Origin of the sequence: Paraburkholderia sp. Clong3, assembly GCF_050436485.1 — a bacterium.
In the GTDB taxonomy this organism is placed as follows: Bacteria; Pseudomonadota; Gammaproteobacteria; order Burkholderiales; family Burkholderiaceae; genus Paraburkholderia; species Paraburkholderia tuberum.
In genome coordinates, this window is the sequence record NZ_JBNDMH010000003.1 from 2,432,993 (window position 1) to 2,446,714 (window position 13,722).

General features: G+C 64.9%; 10 protein-coding genes. 8 read left to right on the forward strand and 2 right to left on the reverse strand.

Annotation, left to right across the window (positions count from 1 at the left end):
- Nucleotides 1–4 precede the first annotated feature (4 nt).
- The 5 genes from OKW30_RS34465 to OKW30_RS34485 all read left to right on the forward strand — a co-directional run bounded on the left by OKW30_RS34465 (nt 5) and on the right by OKW30_RS34485 (nt 5,879).
- Nucleotides 5–1,048, forward strand: coding sequence for a LacI family DNA-binding transcriptional regulator (locus OKW30_RS34465; RefSeq protein ID WP_429348843.1), 1,044 nt, complete (start codon nt 5–7; stop codon nt 1,046–1,048).
- A gap of 628 nt (nt 1,049–1,676) precedes the next feature.
- Nucleotides 1,677–2,681: a sugar ABC transporter substrate-binding protein gene (locus OKW30_RS34470; RefSeq protein ID WP_429348844.1), complete on the forward strand. Its 1,005-nt coding sequence runs from the start codon at nt 1,677–1,679 to the stop codon at nt 2,679–2,681.
- Nucleotides 2,682–2,778: 97 nt separating this feature from the next.
- Nucleotides 2,779–3,768 (forward strand): ABC transporter permease, encoded by a 990-nt coding sequence (locus OKW30_RS34475; RefSeq protein WP_184062995.1) that lies wholly within the window; start codon nt 2,779–2,781, stop codon nt 3,766–3,768.
- A 20-nt stretch (nt 3,769–3,788) separates the two neighbouring features.
- Nucleotides 3,789–4,592: an ATP-binding cassette domain-containing protein gene (locus tag OKW30_RS34480; protein WP_184062996.1), complete on the forward strand. Its 804-nt coding sequence runs from the start codon at nt 3,789–3,791 to the stop codon at nt 4,590–4,592.
- Nucleotides 4,593–4,634: 42 nt separating this feature from the next.
- Nucleotides 4,635–5,879: an ROK family transcriptional regulator gene (locus OKW30_RS34485; protein WP_184025444.1), complete on the forward strand. Its 1,245-nt coding sequence runs from the start codon at nt 4,635–4,637 to the stop codon at nt 5,877–5,879.
- Nucleotides 5,880–5,884: 5 nt separating this feature from the next.
- Here the strand turns inward: OKW30_RS34485 and OKW30_RS34490 are convergent, their stop codons facing one another.
- The gene (locus OKW30_RS34490; RefSeq protein WP_429348845.1) at nt 5,885–8,998 is read right to left on the reverse strand and encodes a transglycosylase domain-containing protein; all 3,114 of its coding nucleotides are present in this window, start codon (nt 8,996–8,998) and stop codon (nt 5,885–5,887) included.
- A gap of 309 nt (nt 8,999–9,307) precedes the next feature.
- On the reverse strand, nt 9,308–10,246 hold the full coding sequence (locus tag OKW30_RS34495) for a LysR family transcriptional regulator (RefSeq protein ID WP_187626426.1): 939 nt from the start codon (nt 10,244–10,246) through the stop codon (nt 9,308–9,310).
- Nucleotides 10,247–10,405: 159 nt separating this feature from the next.
- Here OKW30_RS34495 and OKW30_RS34500 point away from each other — a divergent pair, with 159 nt between their 5' ends.
- From OKW30_RS34500 to OKW30_RS34510, 3 genes are all read left to right on the forward strand, one after another.
- Nucleotides 10,406–11,338, forward strand: a complete 933-nt coding sequence (locus OKW30_RS34500; protein ID WP_184025420.1) for a dihydrodipicolinate synthase family protein — start codon at nt 10,406–10,408, stop codon at nt 11,336–11,338.
- A gap of 107 nt (nt 11,339–11,445) precedes the next feature.
- Entirely contained in the window at nt 11,446–12,735 is a 1,290-nt protein-coding gene (locus tag OKW30_RS34505) for an NAD(P)/FAD-dependent oxidoreductase (protein ID WP_429348846.1), read from the forward strand.
- Between the two features lie 105 nt (nt 12,736–12,840).
- Nucleotides 12,841–13,581: a TetR/AcrR family transcriptional regulator gene (locus tag OKW30_RS34510; protein WP_090806910.1), complete on the forward strand. Its 741-nt coding sequence runs from the start codon at nt 12,841–12,843 to the stop codon at nt 13,579–13,581.
- Nucleotides 13,582–13,722 lie beyond the last annotated feature (141 nt).

A 13,722-nucleotide genomic window follows, 5' to 3' on the forward strand; every position in this document is an offset into this window, starting at 1 on the left:
CATCATGCCCACACTCAGCGAAGTCGCGCGTCATGCCGGCGTCACGCCAGCGACGGTGTCCAACGTGCTGCGCAAGCGCGGCCGCGTTGGCGAAACGACCCGGCAACGCGTGCTCGAGGCAGTCGCGGCGCTCGGCTATCGCCCGCATCTCGCCGCACGCGCGCTCGCCGAGGGCCGCGCGCCGACGCTCGCGCTGATGGTGTCGAGCATCGCGAATCCGTTCTATCCGGAGTTCGCGCTCGCGGTCGAACGCGCTGCGCGTACGAGCGGCCACTTCGTGATCATCTGCAATACCAACGACGATCCGCTAAGCGGCCGCGCGTACCTCGACCAGATCGCCGGCACCTTGTCCGAAGGCGTGCTCGTGACCAACGCGAACCTCGATTTCGCCGATCTGCACAAGACCGAAGCGCGCGGCACGCCGGTCGTGCTGTGCATGTGGGAGCGGCCCACCGAGCCGCCCGGGCTGCCGTGCGTCGCGGTCGATTTCCGGCTGGCCGGCCAACTGGCCGGCGAGCATCTGCTCGAGCTCGGGCATCGGCGCTTTGGTGCGATCGTCGGCAGCAAGGCGTCGGGCATTCACGCGGCGCGCTTCGAAGGTTTCGTCGACGCGTTGCGCGCGGCCGGTGTGACGAGAAATCGTGTGCGACACGCGGCCGACACGATCCACGGCGGCTACCTGGCGGCCCGCGCGCTGCTCGAAGCCGATCCGCAACTCAGCGCGATCTTCGCGACCAATGATTTGCCTGCGCTCGGCGCGATGCACGCGGCCGCGGATCTCGGCCTGCGCGTGCCGGACGATCTGTCCGTGATCGGCATCACCGACATCCAGCTCGCGCGCGAGTCGCGCCCCGCACTGACGACGGTGGCGGTGCCGACGGTCGAGGTCGCCGGACTTGCAGTGGAACTGCTGCGCGAGCTGATCGAGACTTCGTACGGACAGCCGGGACGCGCCGCGCGGGACATGCCGGCGCCCGTGCCGATGCGGATTTCGTCCGAGCCGAATCTGGTCGTGCGCGCATCGACGGCCGCACCGCGTTCGCGTTGATGTGGCGGTTACAGCCGCGCCGCAAGGTTGCAGTAACGCGCAATTGCGCGGGCACGCCGATGCGTGGCGCGAACGACACCTGTGCAAACGTCTGGACGCGCGCCTGGACCGTTTCGCATGCGAGCGCCGCCAACGCCACGGTGACCAGAAAGTCGTCGCTGCCACCAGTGCGAGGGCATGGGTCTCTCCGAAAGGTTCGCATTCAGTCGATGCGAGCAAGCGCTGTTCCGCCGCAACCTCTCGCAAACATTCGGCGCCCACTGAAAAAGCGCGTTACGCACCTCGAATTGCGTTGAAAAACCACCGCTGATATTTCAACCCGCTTTCAGACGGGCCAGGACTTTCCCCAAGCCGAGAAGCGCCGCTTCGCACTGCAGCACGGCGCCAAAGCGTTACCACACAAGGCGCTCAGCCTGCACGCGGTTCGCTGCACAGCGATTTTCCGCGTTCACATTTCCTTGACGAGCAGTCGCCCGCCTGCTGTACTAAATCAACCAAAGTGATTTAGGCGATTTCCTTCGGACCACATTGCGTCGAAGCGTCATCGTCAAACGTCAAGCCCGCAGCTTCGCAGTTTCGATCTATCTGCAGTCCCATACGTCGTTGCCAATAACCGGAGGAGCGTCTCATGAATCGGAATTTCCACAGGCGTCCTGTCGCCAGGACAATCGCGTCGATGTGCGCCGTGGCAGCGGCGCTGTGGTGCGCAAGCGCGAGCCAGGCCGCCGACCAGCCCGTCATCGGCCTGATCACGAAGACCGATACGAACCCGTTCTTCGTCAAGATGCGTCAGGGCGCGGACGCGGCCGCGTCGAAAGACGGCGCGAAACTGATCACGGCCGCCGGCAAGTTCGACGGCGACAATGCGAGTCAGGTCACCGCGATCGAAAACATGATGACGGCCGGCGCGAAAGCAATCCTGATCACGCCGAGCGACACCAAGGCGATCGTGCCGAGCATCAAGAAGGCACGCGCGGCCGGTGTGATGGTCATCGCCCTCGATACGCCGACCGATCCGCAGGACGCAACCGACGCCCTGTTCGCCACCGACAACTTCAAGGCCGGCGTGCTGATCGGCAAATATGCGAAGGCCGCGCTGAACGGCAAGCCCGCGAAGATCGCCACGCTCGATCTCGCGCCGGGCGTGTCGGTTGGCGTGCTGCGCCACAACGGCTTCCTCGAAGGCTTCGGCATCAAGGAAGGCGATCCGTCGATCGTCTGCAGCCAGGACACGCGCGGCGATCAGGCGAAAGGTCAGACGGCGATGGAAAACTGCCTGCAGAAAGCGCCCGACATCAACGTGGTCTACACGATCAACGAACCGGCCGCGGCCGGCGCGTATCGCGCGCTGAAGGCGGCGGGTAAGGACAAGGGCGTGATGATCGTGTCGATCGACGGCGGTTGCGAAGGCGTGCGCAACGTGAAGGCCGGCGCGATCGCGGCGACCTCGCAGCAGTATCCGCTGAAGATGGCCGCGCTCGGCGTCACCGCCGGCGTCGACTACGCGAAAACCGGCAAGAAGGTGTCCGGTTATCAGGACACCGGCGTCACGCTGATCACCGACAAGCCGATGTCCGGCATCGACAGCAAGGATACGAAGTTCGGCCTCGACAACTGCTGGGGCAACAAGTAACGCGCATTGCACAGCGGCCCGTTGCGCGTCGCACCGGGCCGCCAATTGATTTGCAGCGTGACCTACATGTCACGCTCATGTACCGAGGACTGCCATCATGTCGACACCTTCCGCGCCCGCCGGCCGCCCGCGCCCGTCTTTCACCGAGCACCTGCCGTCGCTGTCCGAAATCGGACCGCTGATCGCGCTGGTGCTGGCCTGCGCATTCTTTGTCTCGCAGAGCAGCCGCTTTCTATCGTTCCAGAACCTGTCGCTGATCCTGCAACAGACGATGGTCGTCGCGGTCATCGCGATCGGCCAGACACTGATCGTGCTGACCGGTGGCATCGATCTGTCCTGCGGCATGGTAATGGCCTTCGGCTCGATCATCATGACGAAGTTCGCGGTCGTGCTCGGCGTGCCGCCGATCCTCGCGATTCTGTGCGGCATCGGCGCCAGCACCTTGTTCGGCTTACTGAACGGTCTGTTGATCACGCGCATCAAGTTGCCGGCGTTCATCGTCACGCTGGGTACGCTGAACATCGCGTTTGCGCTCACGCAGATCTACTCGAACGCGGAAAGCGTGTCGAACCTGCCCGATGCGATCATGTTCCTCGGCAGCACGTTCAGGCTCGGACCGGCGGAAGTCACGTACGGCACCGTGCTGACGCTGCTGATGTATCTGGCCACGTGGTTCGTGCTGCGCGACACGGTGCCCGGCCGGCATCTGTACGCGCTCGGCAACAACGCCGAGGCCGCGCGACTGATGGGCCTGTCGTCGCAGCGGATTCTGCTGACCGTCTACACGCTTGCCGGCGCGATCTACGGCATCGCCGCGCTGCTGTCGGTAGCGCGCACCGGTGTCGGCGATCCGCAGGCCGGGCAAACCGAGAACCTCGACAGCATCACCGCGGTCGTGCTCGGCGGCACAAGTCTGTTCGGTGGACGCGGCTCGATCGTCGGCACCTTGCTTGGAGCGCTGATTGTCGGCGTATTCCGTAACGGCCTGACGCTGATCGGTGTTTCCTCGGTGTACCAGGTATTGATCACCGGCATCCTCGTGATTCTCGCGGTCGCCGCCGATAAACTCTCGCACCGCGGCCGTTGATCCCGCACAGGAGCCCTGTCATGTCGACCTCCACCTCCTCTTCCATGTCCGCTGCGATGCCGGTTCTGCAGGCACGCGGGCTCGTCAAACGTTATGGCAACGTGACCGCGCTCGACGGTTGCGATTTCGAAGTGCTGCCCGGCGAGATCCTCGCGGTGATCGGCGACAACGGCGCGGGCAAATCGTCGCTGATCAAGGCGCTCTCGGGCGCCACGGTGCCCGACGAAGGCGAGATTCTGCTCGACGGCAAACCGGTCAAGTTCCGCAGTCCGCTCGATGCGCGCGCACAAGGCATCGAGACCGTGTACCAGGAACTCGCCGTCGCGCCGGCGATGAGCATCGCCGAAAACCTGTTTCTCGCCCGCGAGTTGCTGAAGCCCGGCTGGCGCGGCTCGCTGTTCAAGATGATCGACAAGCGCCGCATGCTCGACGAAGCGACCGCCGCCATGAAGGATCTGCAAATCGGCATCCGCTCGATGCGCCAGGCGGTCGAAACGCTGTCCGGCGGCCAGCGCCAGGGCGTCGCCGTTGCACGCAGCGCGGCATTCGCGCGCCACGTGGTGATTCTGGACGAGCCCACCGCCGCGCTCGGCGTGAAGGAAGGCAACATGGTGCTCGAACTGATCCGGCGCGTGCGCGAGCGTGGCCTGCCGGTGATTCTGATCAGCCACAACATGCCGCACGTGTTCGAGATCGCGGACCGCATCCATATCCAGAGGCTCGGCCGGCGCGCGGCGCTCGTCAATACGAAGGATGTGCACATGTCGGAAGCGGTCGCGATCATGACCGGCGCGAAGGAAGCCGACGTGAAGGCGATCGCATAACGCGCCGCCCAATCCGCTGAGCCACGAGGCCGGTACACGACAATGGACACCCCCAGCACCAGCAGGCGTTCGCCGGTCAAACGCACGGTCGGTTCGAATCAGGTCGGCATGCGGCAATTCAACGAGCGCATCGTGCTGCAAACGATCCGCTTGCATGGACCACTGCCGAAGGCCGAGGTCGGCCGCCTCACGCGTCTTTCGATGCAGACGGTGTCGATGATCGTCGACCGGTTGATCGCCGACGGCCTGCTCGAAAAGCACGCGCGCGTGCGCGGCAAGATCGGCCAGCCGTCGGTGCCGATCGCGTTGTGCGCGGACGGCGCGTACACGATCGGTATCAAGGTCGGACGCCGCAGTCTCGACGTGCTCGCGATGGACTTCGCCGGGCGCATCGTATGCCGCGACGTATTCGAGTATGCGTATCCCGATCCGCGCGCGCTGTTCCCCGCGCTCGAAAACAAACTCGCGCGCGTGAACCAGACGCTCGGCGCGAAGGCGGGCAAGGTGGTCGGCGTCGGTGTCGCGGCGCCGTTGTGGCTCGGCGGCTGGCGCGACTTTCTCGGCGCGCCGCCCGACGCGCTCGACGCCTGGAACGACATCGATCTGCGCGCGCGCATCGCGACGATAACCGGCCTGCCCGTCGAGTTCGCCAAAGACACCACGGCCGCCTGCGCGGCCGAACTCGTGATGGGCCAGGGCCGCGGCATCCACAACTTCCTGTATCTGTTCGTCGGCACCTTCATCGGCGGGGGTCTCGTGATCGACGGACGTCTGCATGGCGGTCCGCACGACAACGCGGGCGCGGTCGGTTCGATCCCGCTGCGCGAAGGCGGCGCACGCAAACCCGCGCGGCAGTTGCTGCACGCGGCATCGGGCTTCGTGCTCGAACGACTGTTCAGCGATGCGGGCGCGCCGGCGGCCGCGGCGCATGATCATCGCGCGTTGTCGCCCGAGTTGTGGCGGCATACCGAGCGATGGCTCGACAGCGCGTGCCCGGCGATCGCGAACGCGCTAACCAATGCGGCCGCGTTGCTCGATCTCGAAGCCGTCGTGATCGACGGCGAGTTCGACCGGCTACTGCTGCGCGAGATCATTCGCCGCACCGAGCGCGTGCTCGATCGTTTCGAATGGGAAGGGATGGTGCGGCCGCAATTGCTCGAAGGCGCGATCGGCGCCGATGCCCGCGCGATGGGCGGTGCGATTCTGCCGCTATATGCGCATTTCGCGCCGGTGCATGAGCTGTTCCTGAAGCCGGCGGCGTCGGAGGCAGGTTATGACGAGCGGTGAGCGATTCACTGCGCGGCAACTTTCGTCGCCGCAGGCGTCGATCCCGCCGGCGCCGCCGTCACCGTTTTCTCAACCGGCTTATCGAGCAACGGCTGCAACGCCGGTGCCATCGACTTCAGCAACTGCACCGCCAGCGCACTCGTGAAGTCGTAACGCGCGGCATACGGCTCGTGCACCCACGCGGTCAACGTGCCGTAGAAGCGGTCGCCGAGCGCGAACACGAAGGTCGCGCTGCGATTCACCTTGCGCGACTCGATCAACCGCGCGCCCTTCGCGTACACGTTCAAGCGCTGATCGCCGGTGCCGGTCTTGCCATAGACTTCGAGCGTTTCGCCGTCCGGGAACGTCATGCCTTGCGCGAGACGCCTCGCGGTGCCGCCCGTCACGACGTCGCGCAACAGCATCCGCACCTCCCCGGCAATCTCCGGCGACACCTGCTGCTGCGGCGCGACCACCGCGCGCCTGAAATGCGTTTCGTACGGCGTGTCCTTCGCGAAGTCGATTTGCGTCAGCGTTTCGGTCGGCACCTTGTTGCCGCCGTTCGTGATCACGCCGATCAGTTGCGCGAGCGCCGCCGGACGATCGCCCGACGCGCCGATCGCCGCCGCATACGACGGCGTCAGCGTCGCGAACGGATAGCCGAGCGCCTGCCACGATTTGCCGATCGCGTCGTAGGCGCGCAGCTCGACCATGCGCTTGATGCGGTGATCCTGGGTCACGTGATAGCGCGTTTTGAAGAGCCACGAGTAAGTCGACAGGCGCACGTCCTGGCTCGCGGCTTCGATCTGCGCAAGCGTCGCATCCGGATGCGAGCGCAGGTAGTTCAGCGTCCATAGTTCGAGCGGATGCACACTCGAAATATAGCCGCGGTCGTTCAGGTTGAAGCGGTTGATGCCGTACTTGTCGTACAGATTCGCGAGATCTTCGTCGTCGAGCATCGAAGCCGCCGGCGTGTTCTTCAGCGCCGCGTACATCATCTTGTTGAACCACGCGTTCGATTGATCCGGTGCGACGCTGCGCAACGCGGTCGCCACTTTCGGGGGCGACTTGCGCACTCCGAGCAGCAATAGCGTGATCTGCTGATCAGGCGTCTTGCCGTGGTACTTCGTGTAGAAACGCTTCATGTACACGCGGCTTTCCTGATCGGCGAAACGTGTCAGATACATCTTGCGGGTCGCCGGATCGCCGAGCCATTGCGACGACGGCCCGGTGGTCTGCACCATTTCATAGTGCACGATATCGCGCATCAGCCGCACGAACACGAGGTTCACCGAATGCTGGAACGCGCGATGCACGGTCAGGATGCGGCTGTTGTCGTCGGACTCGAAGTTCGTGAAGGTCTGCGCGCCGCCGCCCGTAAAGAACGTTTCGCCCGGGCTCGCCGAGTATTTACGCTCGACGGCGGCGTCGAGCATAGGCTGCAGCGAATGGTCGCGCGTGTGCAGCAGATAGTCGATCGCCCAGCGCGTCAGCCGATCGTTCGGATCGGGCGTGATCGCCTTCAGCTCGGCATTGCTCAGCGATGCGTACCGTGTGTGCAAATCGGTGACGATCTGCAGATACGTGATGACGGTGCGCAGTTTCGCGGTCGAGCCGAGGTTCAGGCGCGCGCCGGAATTGATGTCGAACGGCTGGTTCACGCTATCGGTCTGCACGCGCACGAGGTTCGCGTCGCCGTGCCGCTCGAACAGCGTGAAGCTGTAGGCGATATGCGACGGATCGTCGGACCCGCGCAACATTTCGTAGCCGACGAGGCCCGCGGCCTTCGCGCCGTCTTTCGTCGCGGCGGCGGCGAGGCGCTCGGCAACGGCTTGTTGCACGTCATTGTTCAGCGTGCCTGTCGCCTGCACATCGAGGCGGTCCAGTTCATAGAAACTACGCACGCCGAGCGCGGCGAGCAGATGCGAGCGCATCGACGTGACGGCCTTGCGCGACACGAACGAACCGAGATCCGGTGTGCTGCGCGGCGCGCGATGCAGTTCGACGTGCGCCGCCAGCGCCGCGTCGCGCAACTGCCCGGTGATCACGCCGCCACTCGCGAGCAGCCGCATGTAGCTGTCGGTCAGCCGTTCGAGCTCGGGATAGCCGCGCTGCAGAAAAAACGACGGCGCGCGCTGCGCGATCATCAGCGACAGCACTTCGCGAAACGCCAGACCCTGGTCGGGCAGATTTGCATCGGTCGACGGCGCCTTCAGCAGCCGGTTGGTCTCGCGGAAATCGCGCCCATACCAGGCGGCGAGCCCATCGCCGATACCGTTGATTTCGCCGACGCCGGGCTGCGCGGCAAGCGGCACCGAGTTCAGATAATGGACCACGATCTGTTCGCGCGCCGGCAGCGTTTGCGGTCCGTTCAGATAAGCGCGCACCGACGCCGACGCGATTTGCCGCAGCTTTTCCGGCGGCGTCGCGGTGCGGCCCCCCGCCGAGTGACGGAATTTCTCGATCTGCGTCGCGAGCGTGCTGCCGCCGGGCGTCTGCTGATGACGATTGAACACGCGCGCGCCCTGGTCGACGAGCGCGCGACTGAAGCGCCCCCAGTCGATCGCCGGATTGCGGTTCGGCTGATCCGGATCGAGCAGATAGCGGTCTTCGATGAACAGCAGCGAGTTCACCACGAGCGGCGGAATCGCGCCGAAGCTGTCGTACACGCGACCGGGAAACTGAGCGCTGTATAGCGGCACGCCGGTGCCGTCGAACAATTGCAGGCCGGCCGTGTCTTTTTCGTCGTAAGGCAGGAACAGGCCGTCATCGGCTAGCGAAAGCATGCGTTCTGAATCGCGCGCCTGCGAGCTGATTTCGAAGCCATGTTGCAACAGACGCTGCTGGATAGCCGGCAACAGCGCGTAGCCGAGGCGCGCGTCGTACGGGCCCTTGTCGGCTTGCGGAAAGCGGATGGAATGACTGGGACCGTCGGTGACCGAAAAAGCGACGTCGCGGGTCAGCTCGGAAAGGTACCGCGCCTGCAGTCGCGAGGTCTCGATCTCGATCTGCACGAGCCGCGCAATCAGCGCCACCGCGAGCAGCAAAAACGCGCCAAGCCCCCATTTGAGCCAACGCCAACTCCGCACGGGCACGGTGCTGGTCACGCGAAGCGGAAACCGAAGCGGTGGCCGATTCATGGCTGCTCTCCCCGAGCGATGGCCAGGGCGTCAAGCCTGGCTCAGTTCATTCAAACCAGTGTAGCTCGGAACGAGAAACCCTCATCGGTTCGGATTGATGCGACAGTGTCGCGGCTACAACACCTGCTGGCGTCGGATGACAAAACGCGAACCGGCATGAGATATTGAAGCTCTTTTCACACGAATAACAAACCGCCTGTTCGGGCGGTTTTGCCGTTTCTGGCGGCCCTTGCCGAAAGAAAGTCGCTTTTTGGCTGGCATTCTTACCGGCAACCGGGCGGACAGCTGAGCAACCTGTTTGCGCCGCGCCTAAATTCGCGCTTTCGTCTGTGCACGCAACAGCGCGATAAACCGTTCCGCCGGCGGCGACAGCACGCCGCCTTTGCGCGTGACGATGCCGAACGTCTGCGATGGCGATTTGAGCCTGACCGGCACGACGCGCAGCATCTTGTGCCGCACGAACGGCCCAGCAATTGCACTCGGCAGCAGCGAAACGAGTTCGGCGCTGCTTTGCAGCAGTGCAACTGTCACGAATGTGGAAGCCGTCGAAATCGGATTGTCGGGCATGTCGAGGCCGGCGAGATCCATCTCGCGTTCGAGCAGCGCATGCAGCGGCATGTGTGACGGATACATGACCCAGCGATGCCCGGCGAGATCGCGCAACATCATCTCGCGGCGCGGCAACGGCGCATGCTGATAACCGACCACCACCGCCAACGGCTCGTCGCCGAGCGGACGATACTGATACTTCGACGGATCGGCCGCGACCGCCGCTCGGCCGACCACCAGATCGAGCCGCCCGTCGTCGAGCTGCGCGAGCATTCGTGCGCTGGTGTCCTCGACCACTTCGATCGCCAGACCCGGTTGCGCCGCATGCAATTGATTCAGCGCGGGCACCACGCAGTCGGGAATCGCGCCCATGATCGCGCCGAGCGCGAGCCGCCCGCCGCGCCCCGAACGAATTTCGGCGACGTCCTGGCAGAGCGCGGTGAGGTCCGACGTCACGACGCGCGCATATCGGATCACGCAATGACCGAGCTGGTTCGGGATCATGCCGCTTTTCGAGCGCTCGAAAAGCGGCGCGTCGAGCATCGATTCGAGCTCCTGCAGCGCCTTGCTCGCCGCCGATTGCGTCATCGACATCACGCCGGCCGCTTTGTGCAGCGATTTGTGATCGTCGAGCGCGATCAGCAGATGCAGTTGCTTCATGCGCAGCTTCGACAGCAGGACGCTGAGCGTGTCTTTCATCGGTGGGGTGAGTCGCAAAAGCGATCACGATATGGAAACAATTCAATATACCCGCGAGGCCCAGCGCCGTATAGTCGCCGAAGGAGACATTCATCCAGTTGCGCCGCCCGTTCGCGGGCTCGAGCGCAATCCTTCCATCCCCGTACGGACCACATCGCCATGAGCCAAGCGTCACACTCTCCCGCCCTACGCGGCGTCTTCCCCGTCGTGCCGACGATCTTCGACGATGCCGGGCGTCTCGACCTCGAAGGTCAGAAGCGCTGCCTCGATTTCATGATCGACGCCGGCTCGAATGGCCTGTGCATTCTCGCGAACTTCTCCGAGCAGTTCGCGCTGTCCGACGACGAGCGCAACACACTGATGCATCTCGCGCTCGAACACGTCGCGGGCCGCGTGCCGGTGATCGTCACGACCACGCACTTCAGCTCGTACCAGTGCGCGGAGCGTAGCCGCGCAGCGCAGGCCGCGGGCGCCGCGATGGTGATGGTCATGCCGCCGTATCACGGCGCGACGATCCGCATCGGCGAGCGCGGCATCTACGAGTTCTATCGTACGGTGTCCGATGCCATCCAGATTCCGATCATGATCCAGGACGCGCCGGTCAGCGGCACGCCGTTGTCCGCGCCGTTCCTCGCTCGCATGGCGCGCGAGATCGACAACGTGTCGTACTTCAAGATCGAAACGCCGCAGGCCGCGAACAAGCTGCGCGAGCTGATCGAACTGGGCGGCGACGCGATCGTCGGTCCGTGGGACGGCGAGGAAGCAATCACGCTGATGGCCGACCTCGATGCGGGCGCGACCGGCTCGATGACGGGCGGCGGTTATGCCGATGGCATCCGCCTGATCGTCGATGCCTATGCGGCCGGTGATACCGAGGCCGCCGCCGCGCACTATCAGCAGTGGCTGCCGCTGATCAACTACGAGAATCGCCAGGGCGGCCTCGCATCGTGCAAGGCGCTGATGAAGGAAGGCGGCGTGATCGGTTCGGACGCGGTGCGTCACCCGCTGCCGCAGATGCATCCGGCGACGCGCGAAGGACTGTTGAAGATCGCACGCCGGCTCGATCCGCTGGTGTTGCGCTGGGGTCGATAACGCAGAACGAAGCGCGGCGGGGCGCCTGTCGACGTGCGGGCTCACGCGGGCTGGACGGGCACACGCGATTGCCGCTAACCTAGGGCGTGTCCACAAGCTCGCGCCTCATGCAAAGTTTCTACGAAGCCACCGTCACCCGCTCCTCCGCCTACGCGCCGCTCAACGGCCGACGCAGCGCGCACGTCTGCATCGTCGGCGGCGGTCTTGCGGGACTCTCCACCGCGCTGGGACTCGCCGAACGCGGCGTCGAAGACGTCGTCGTGCTCGAGGCGCAGCAGGTCGGCTTCGGCGCATCGGGACGCAACGGCGGCTTCGTGTTCGGCGGCTACAGCCTCGATTGCGCCGACCTGCTGAAGACGCTCGGGCCGACTCGCGCGCGCGAACTCTATGCGCTGACCACCGACGCGGTCGAGCTGATGCGCAAGCGAATTGCGCGCTATCGGATCGATTGCGACGCGACCGATGCCGGCGTGATCCTCGCGAACTGGTTCGACGAACCGGCGCGTCTCGAAGCCCAACGGCGTCTGATGCGCGATTCGTTCGGCATCGACTGGGAACCGATCGCTGCCAACCAACTCGCCGCGCAACTGAAAACGAGCCGCTATCACGGCGGCCTGTTCGAGCGCAACGCGTTCCATTTTCATCCGCTCAAGTACGTTGTCGGCGTCGCCGCGGCGGCCGCGCAAACGGGCGTGACGATACACGAGCGCTCGCCGGTCGTCAGCTTGCGGCGCGACGGCGCTGGCTTCGTCGTCGAGACGCCGCAAGGTGCGCTCGACGCGCGTCACGTCGTGATGGCGGGCGGCGGCTATGCACGCAACGTGTACGCGCGCGTCGAGCGCGCAGTGCTGCCTATCGCCACCTACGTGATGGCAACGGAGCCGCTCGGCGAACGCTTGCACGACGCAATCGCCACACGCGCCGCGATCTATGACACCCGCTTCGCGTTCGACTACTACCGCCCGTTGCCCGACACGCGCATCCTGTGGGGCGGCCGCATCTCCGTGCGCGACCGCGAGCCCGAGGCGATCGTGCGTCTGTTGCGACAGGACCTGCTGAAGGTCTATCCGCAGCTGCGCGACGTGCGCATCGAGCACGCATGGGGCGGCCTGATGAGCTACGCGCGACACAAGATGCCGCAGATCGGCCAAAGCACGGACGGCGTCTGGTACGCGGTCGGTTTCGGCGGACACGGCATGGCGCCGACCACGGTGTCGGGCGAACTGCTGGCCGCGGCTATCTCCGGTGAACGGCCGGTGCCCGACGCGTTCGCGACCTTCGGCCTCGCGCGCACGTACGGCGCGCTCGGCCTCGCGGCCGCGCAGCTCACGTACACCGCGATGCAAACACGCGACGCACTCGCCGCGCGCCGCCGGCCCACGCGCCCGGTCGCGTAAGCGCCACGCAAGCCCCTTCGAGATGCCTTCGTCGATGCCCGGGACCCACGCCAGAGGCCCGTTTCGCCATGCTAGAATGCGCCGTCACTGCCGCTCGAAACCACAATGAAAAAGGGAAGCAAGGCCGCCGAGCCTGATACCAACGGCATCGTGTCTGGCACGCCGCACGCCGACGCGCGACGTACCGGCGCCAGGCGTACCGACGCCCCGCGTGTGGACGCCCCACGCAAATACGATCCCGAGCAGACTAAGCGCAACATCCTCGACGTCGCGACCCAGGAGTTCTCCGCGATGGGGCTGACGGGTGCCCGCGTCGACGCGATCGCGGAACGCACGAACACCACCAAGCGCATGCTGTACTACTACTTCGGCAGCAAGGAAGGGTTGTACCAGGCGGTGCTGGAAAAGGTATATGGAGACATTCGCGCGCTCGAACAGGACCTGCACATCAGCGAACTCGATCCGGTCGAAGGCATGCGCGCGCTGGTCGAATTCACGTTCGACTACCACGACCGTCAGCGCGATTTCGTGCGCCTCGTGACGATCGAAAACATTCACGGCGCGAAGTACGTCGAGCAGGTCAAGACGTTCAAAGGACGCAACGTCACCGTGATTCACACGATCGAGGATCTGCTCGCGCGCGGCATCGCGGCGGGTCAGTTCCGCAGCGACATCGATCCGATCGATCTGCATCTGATGATCAGCTCGCTGTGTTTCCATCGCGTGGGCAACCGGCATACGTTCGGCACCGCGTTTGGGCGCGATCCGTCGCATCCGCGGCTGCGGGCGCGGCATCGGGCGATGATCGTCGATGCGATCTTGCGGTTCGTGAAGAAGGACGATTGACGCCGGTTGCGCGGCGACCGGCTGAAATGGAAACGGGATGTGGTGAAAGCCACATCCCGTTTTTTATCGCTTCGAGAAACGCAGCGCGTTCAGCGGCTTACTGCCCCGGCAAACCGGTGACGGCAGTCGACGTGGTTGCCG

Excerpts from the sequence above, each read along its gene's own strand:
- OKW30_RS34465 (WP_429348843.1), top strand. The coding sequence starts at position 5 with ATGCCCACACTCAGCGAAGTCGCGCGTCATGCCGGCGTCACGCCAGCG.
- OKW30_RS34470 (WP_429348844.1), top strand. The coding sequence starts at position 1,677 with ATGAATCGGAATTTCCACAGGCGTCCTGTCGCCAGGACAATCGCGTCG.
- OKW30_RS34475 (WP_184062995.1), top strand. The coding sequence starts at position 2,779 with ATGTCGACACCTTCCGCGCCCGCCGGCCGCCCGCGCCCGTCTTTCACC.
- OKW30_RS34480 (WP_184062996.1), top strand. The coding sequence starts at position 3,789 with ATGTCGACCTCCACCTCCTCTTCCATGTCCGCTGCGATGCCGGTTCTG.
- OKW30_RS34485 (WP_184025444.1), top strand. The coding sequence starts at position 4,635 with ATGGACACCCCCAGCACCAGCAGGCGTTCGCCGGTCAAACGCACGGTC.
- OKW30_RS34490 (WP_429348845.1), bottom strand. The coding sequence starts at position 8,998 with ATGAATCGGCCACCGCTTCGGTTTCCGCTTCGCGTGACCAGCACCGTG.
- OKW30_RS34495 (WP_187626426.1), bottom strand. The coding sequence starts at position 10,246 with ATGAAAGACACGCTCAGCGTCCTGCTGTCGAAGCTGCGCATGAAGCAA.
- OKW30_RS34500 (WP_184025420.1), top strand. The coding sequence starts at position 10,406 with ATGAGCCAAGCGTCACACTCTCCCGCCCTACGCGGCGTCTTCCCCGTC.
- OKW30_RS34505 (WP_429348846.1), top strand. The coding sequence starts at position 11,446 with ATGCAAAGTTTCTACGAAGCCACCGTCACCCGCTCCTCCGCCTACGCG.
- OKW30_RS34510 (WP_090806910.1), top strand. The coding sequence starts at position 12,841 with ATGAAAAAGGGAAGCAAGGCCGCCGAGCCTGATACCAACGGCATCGTG.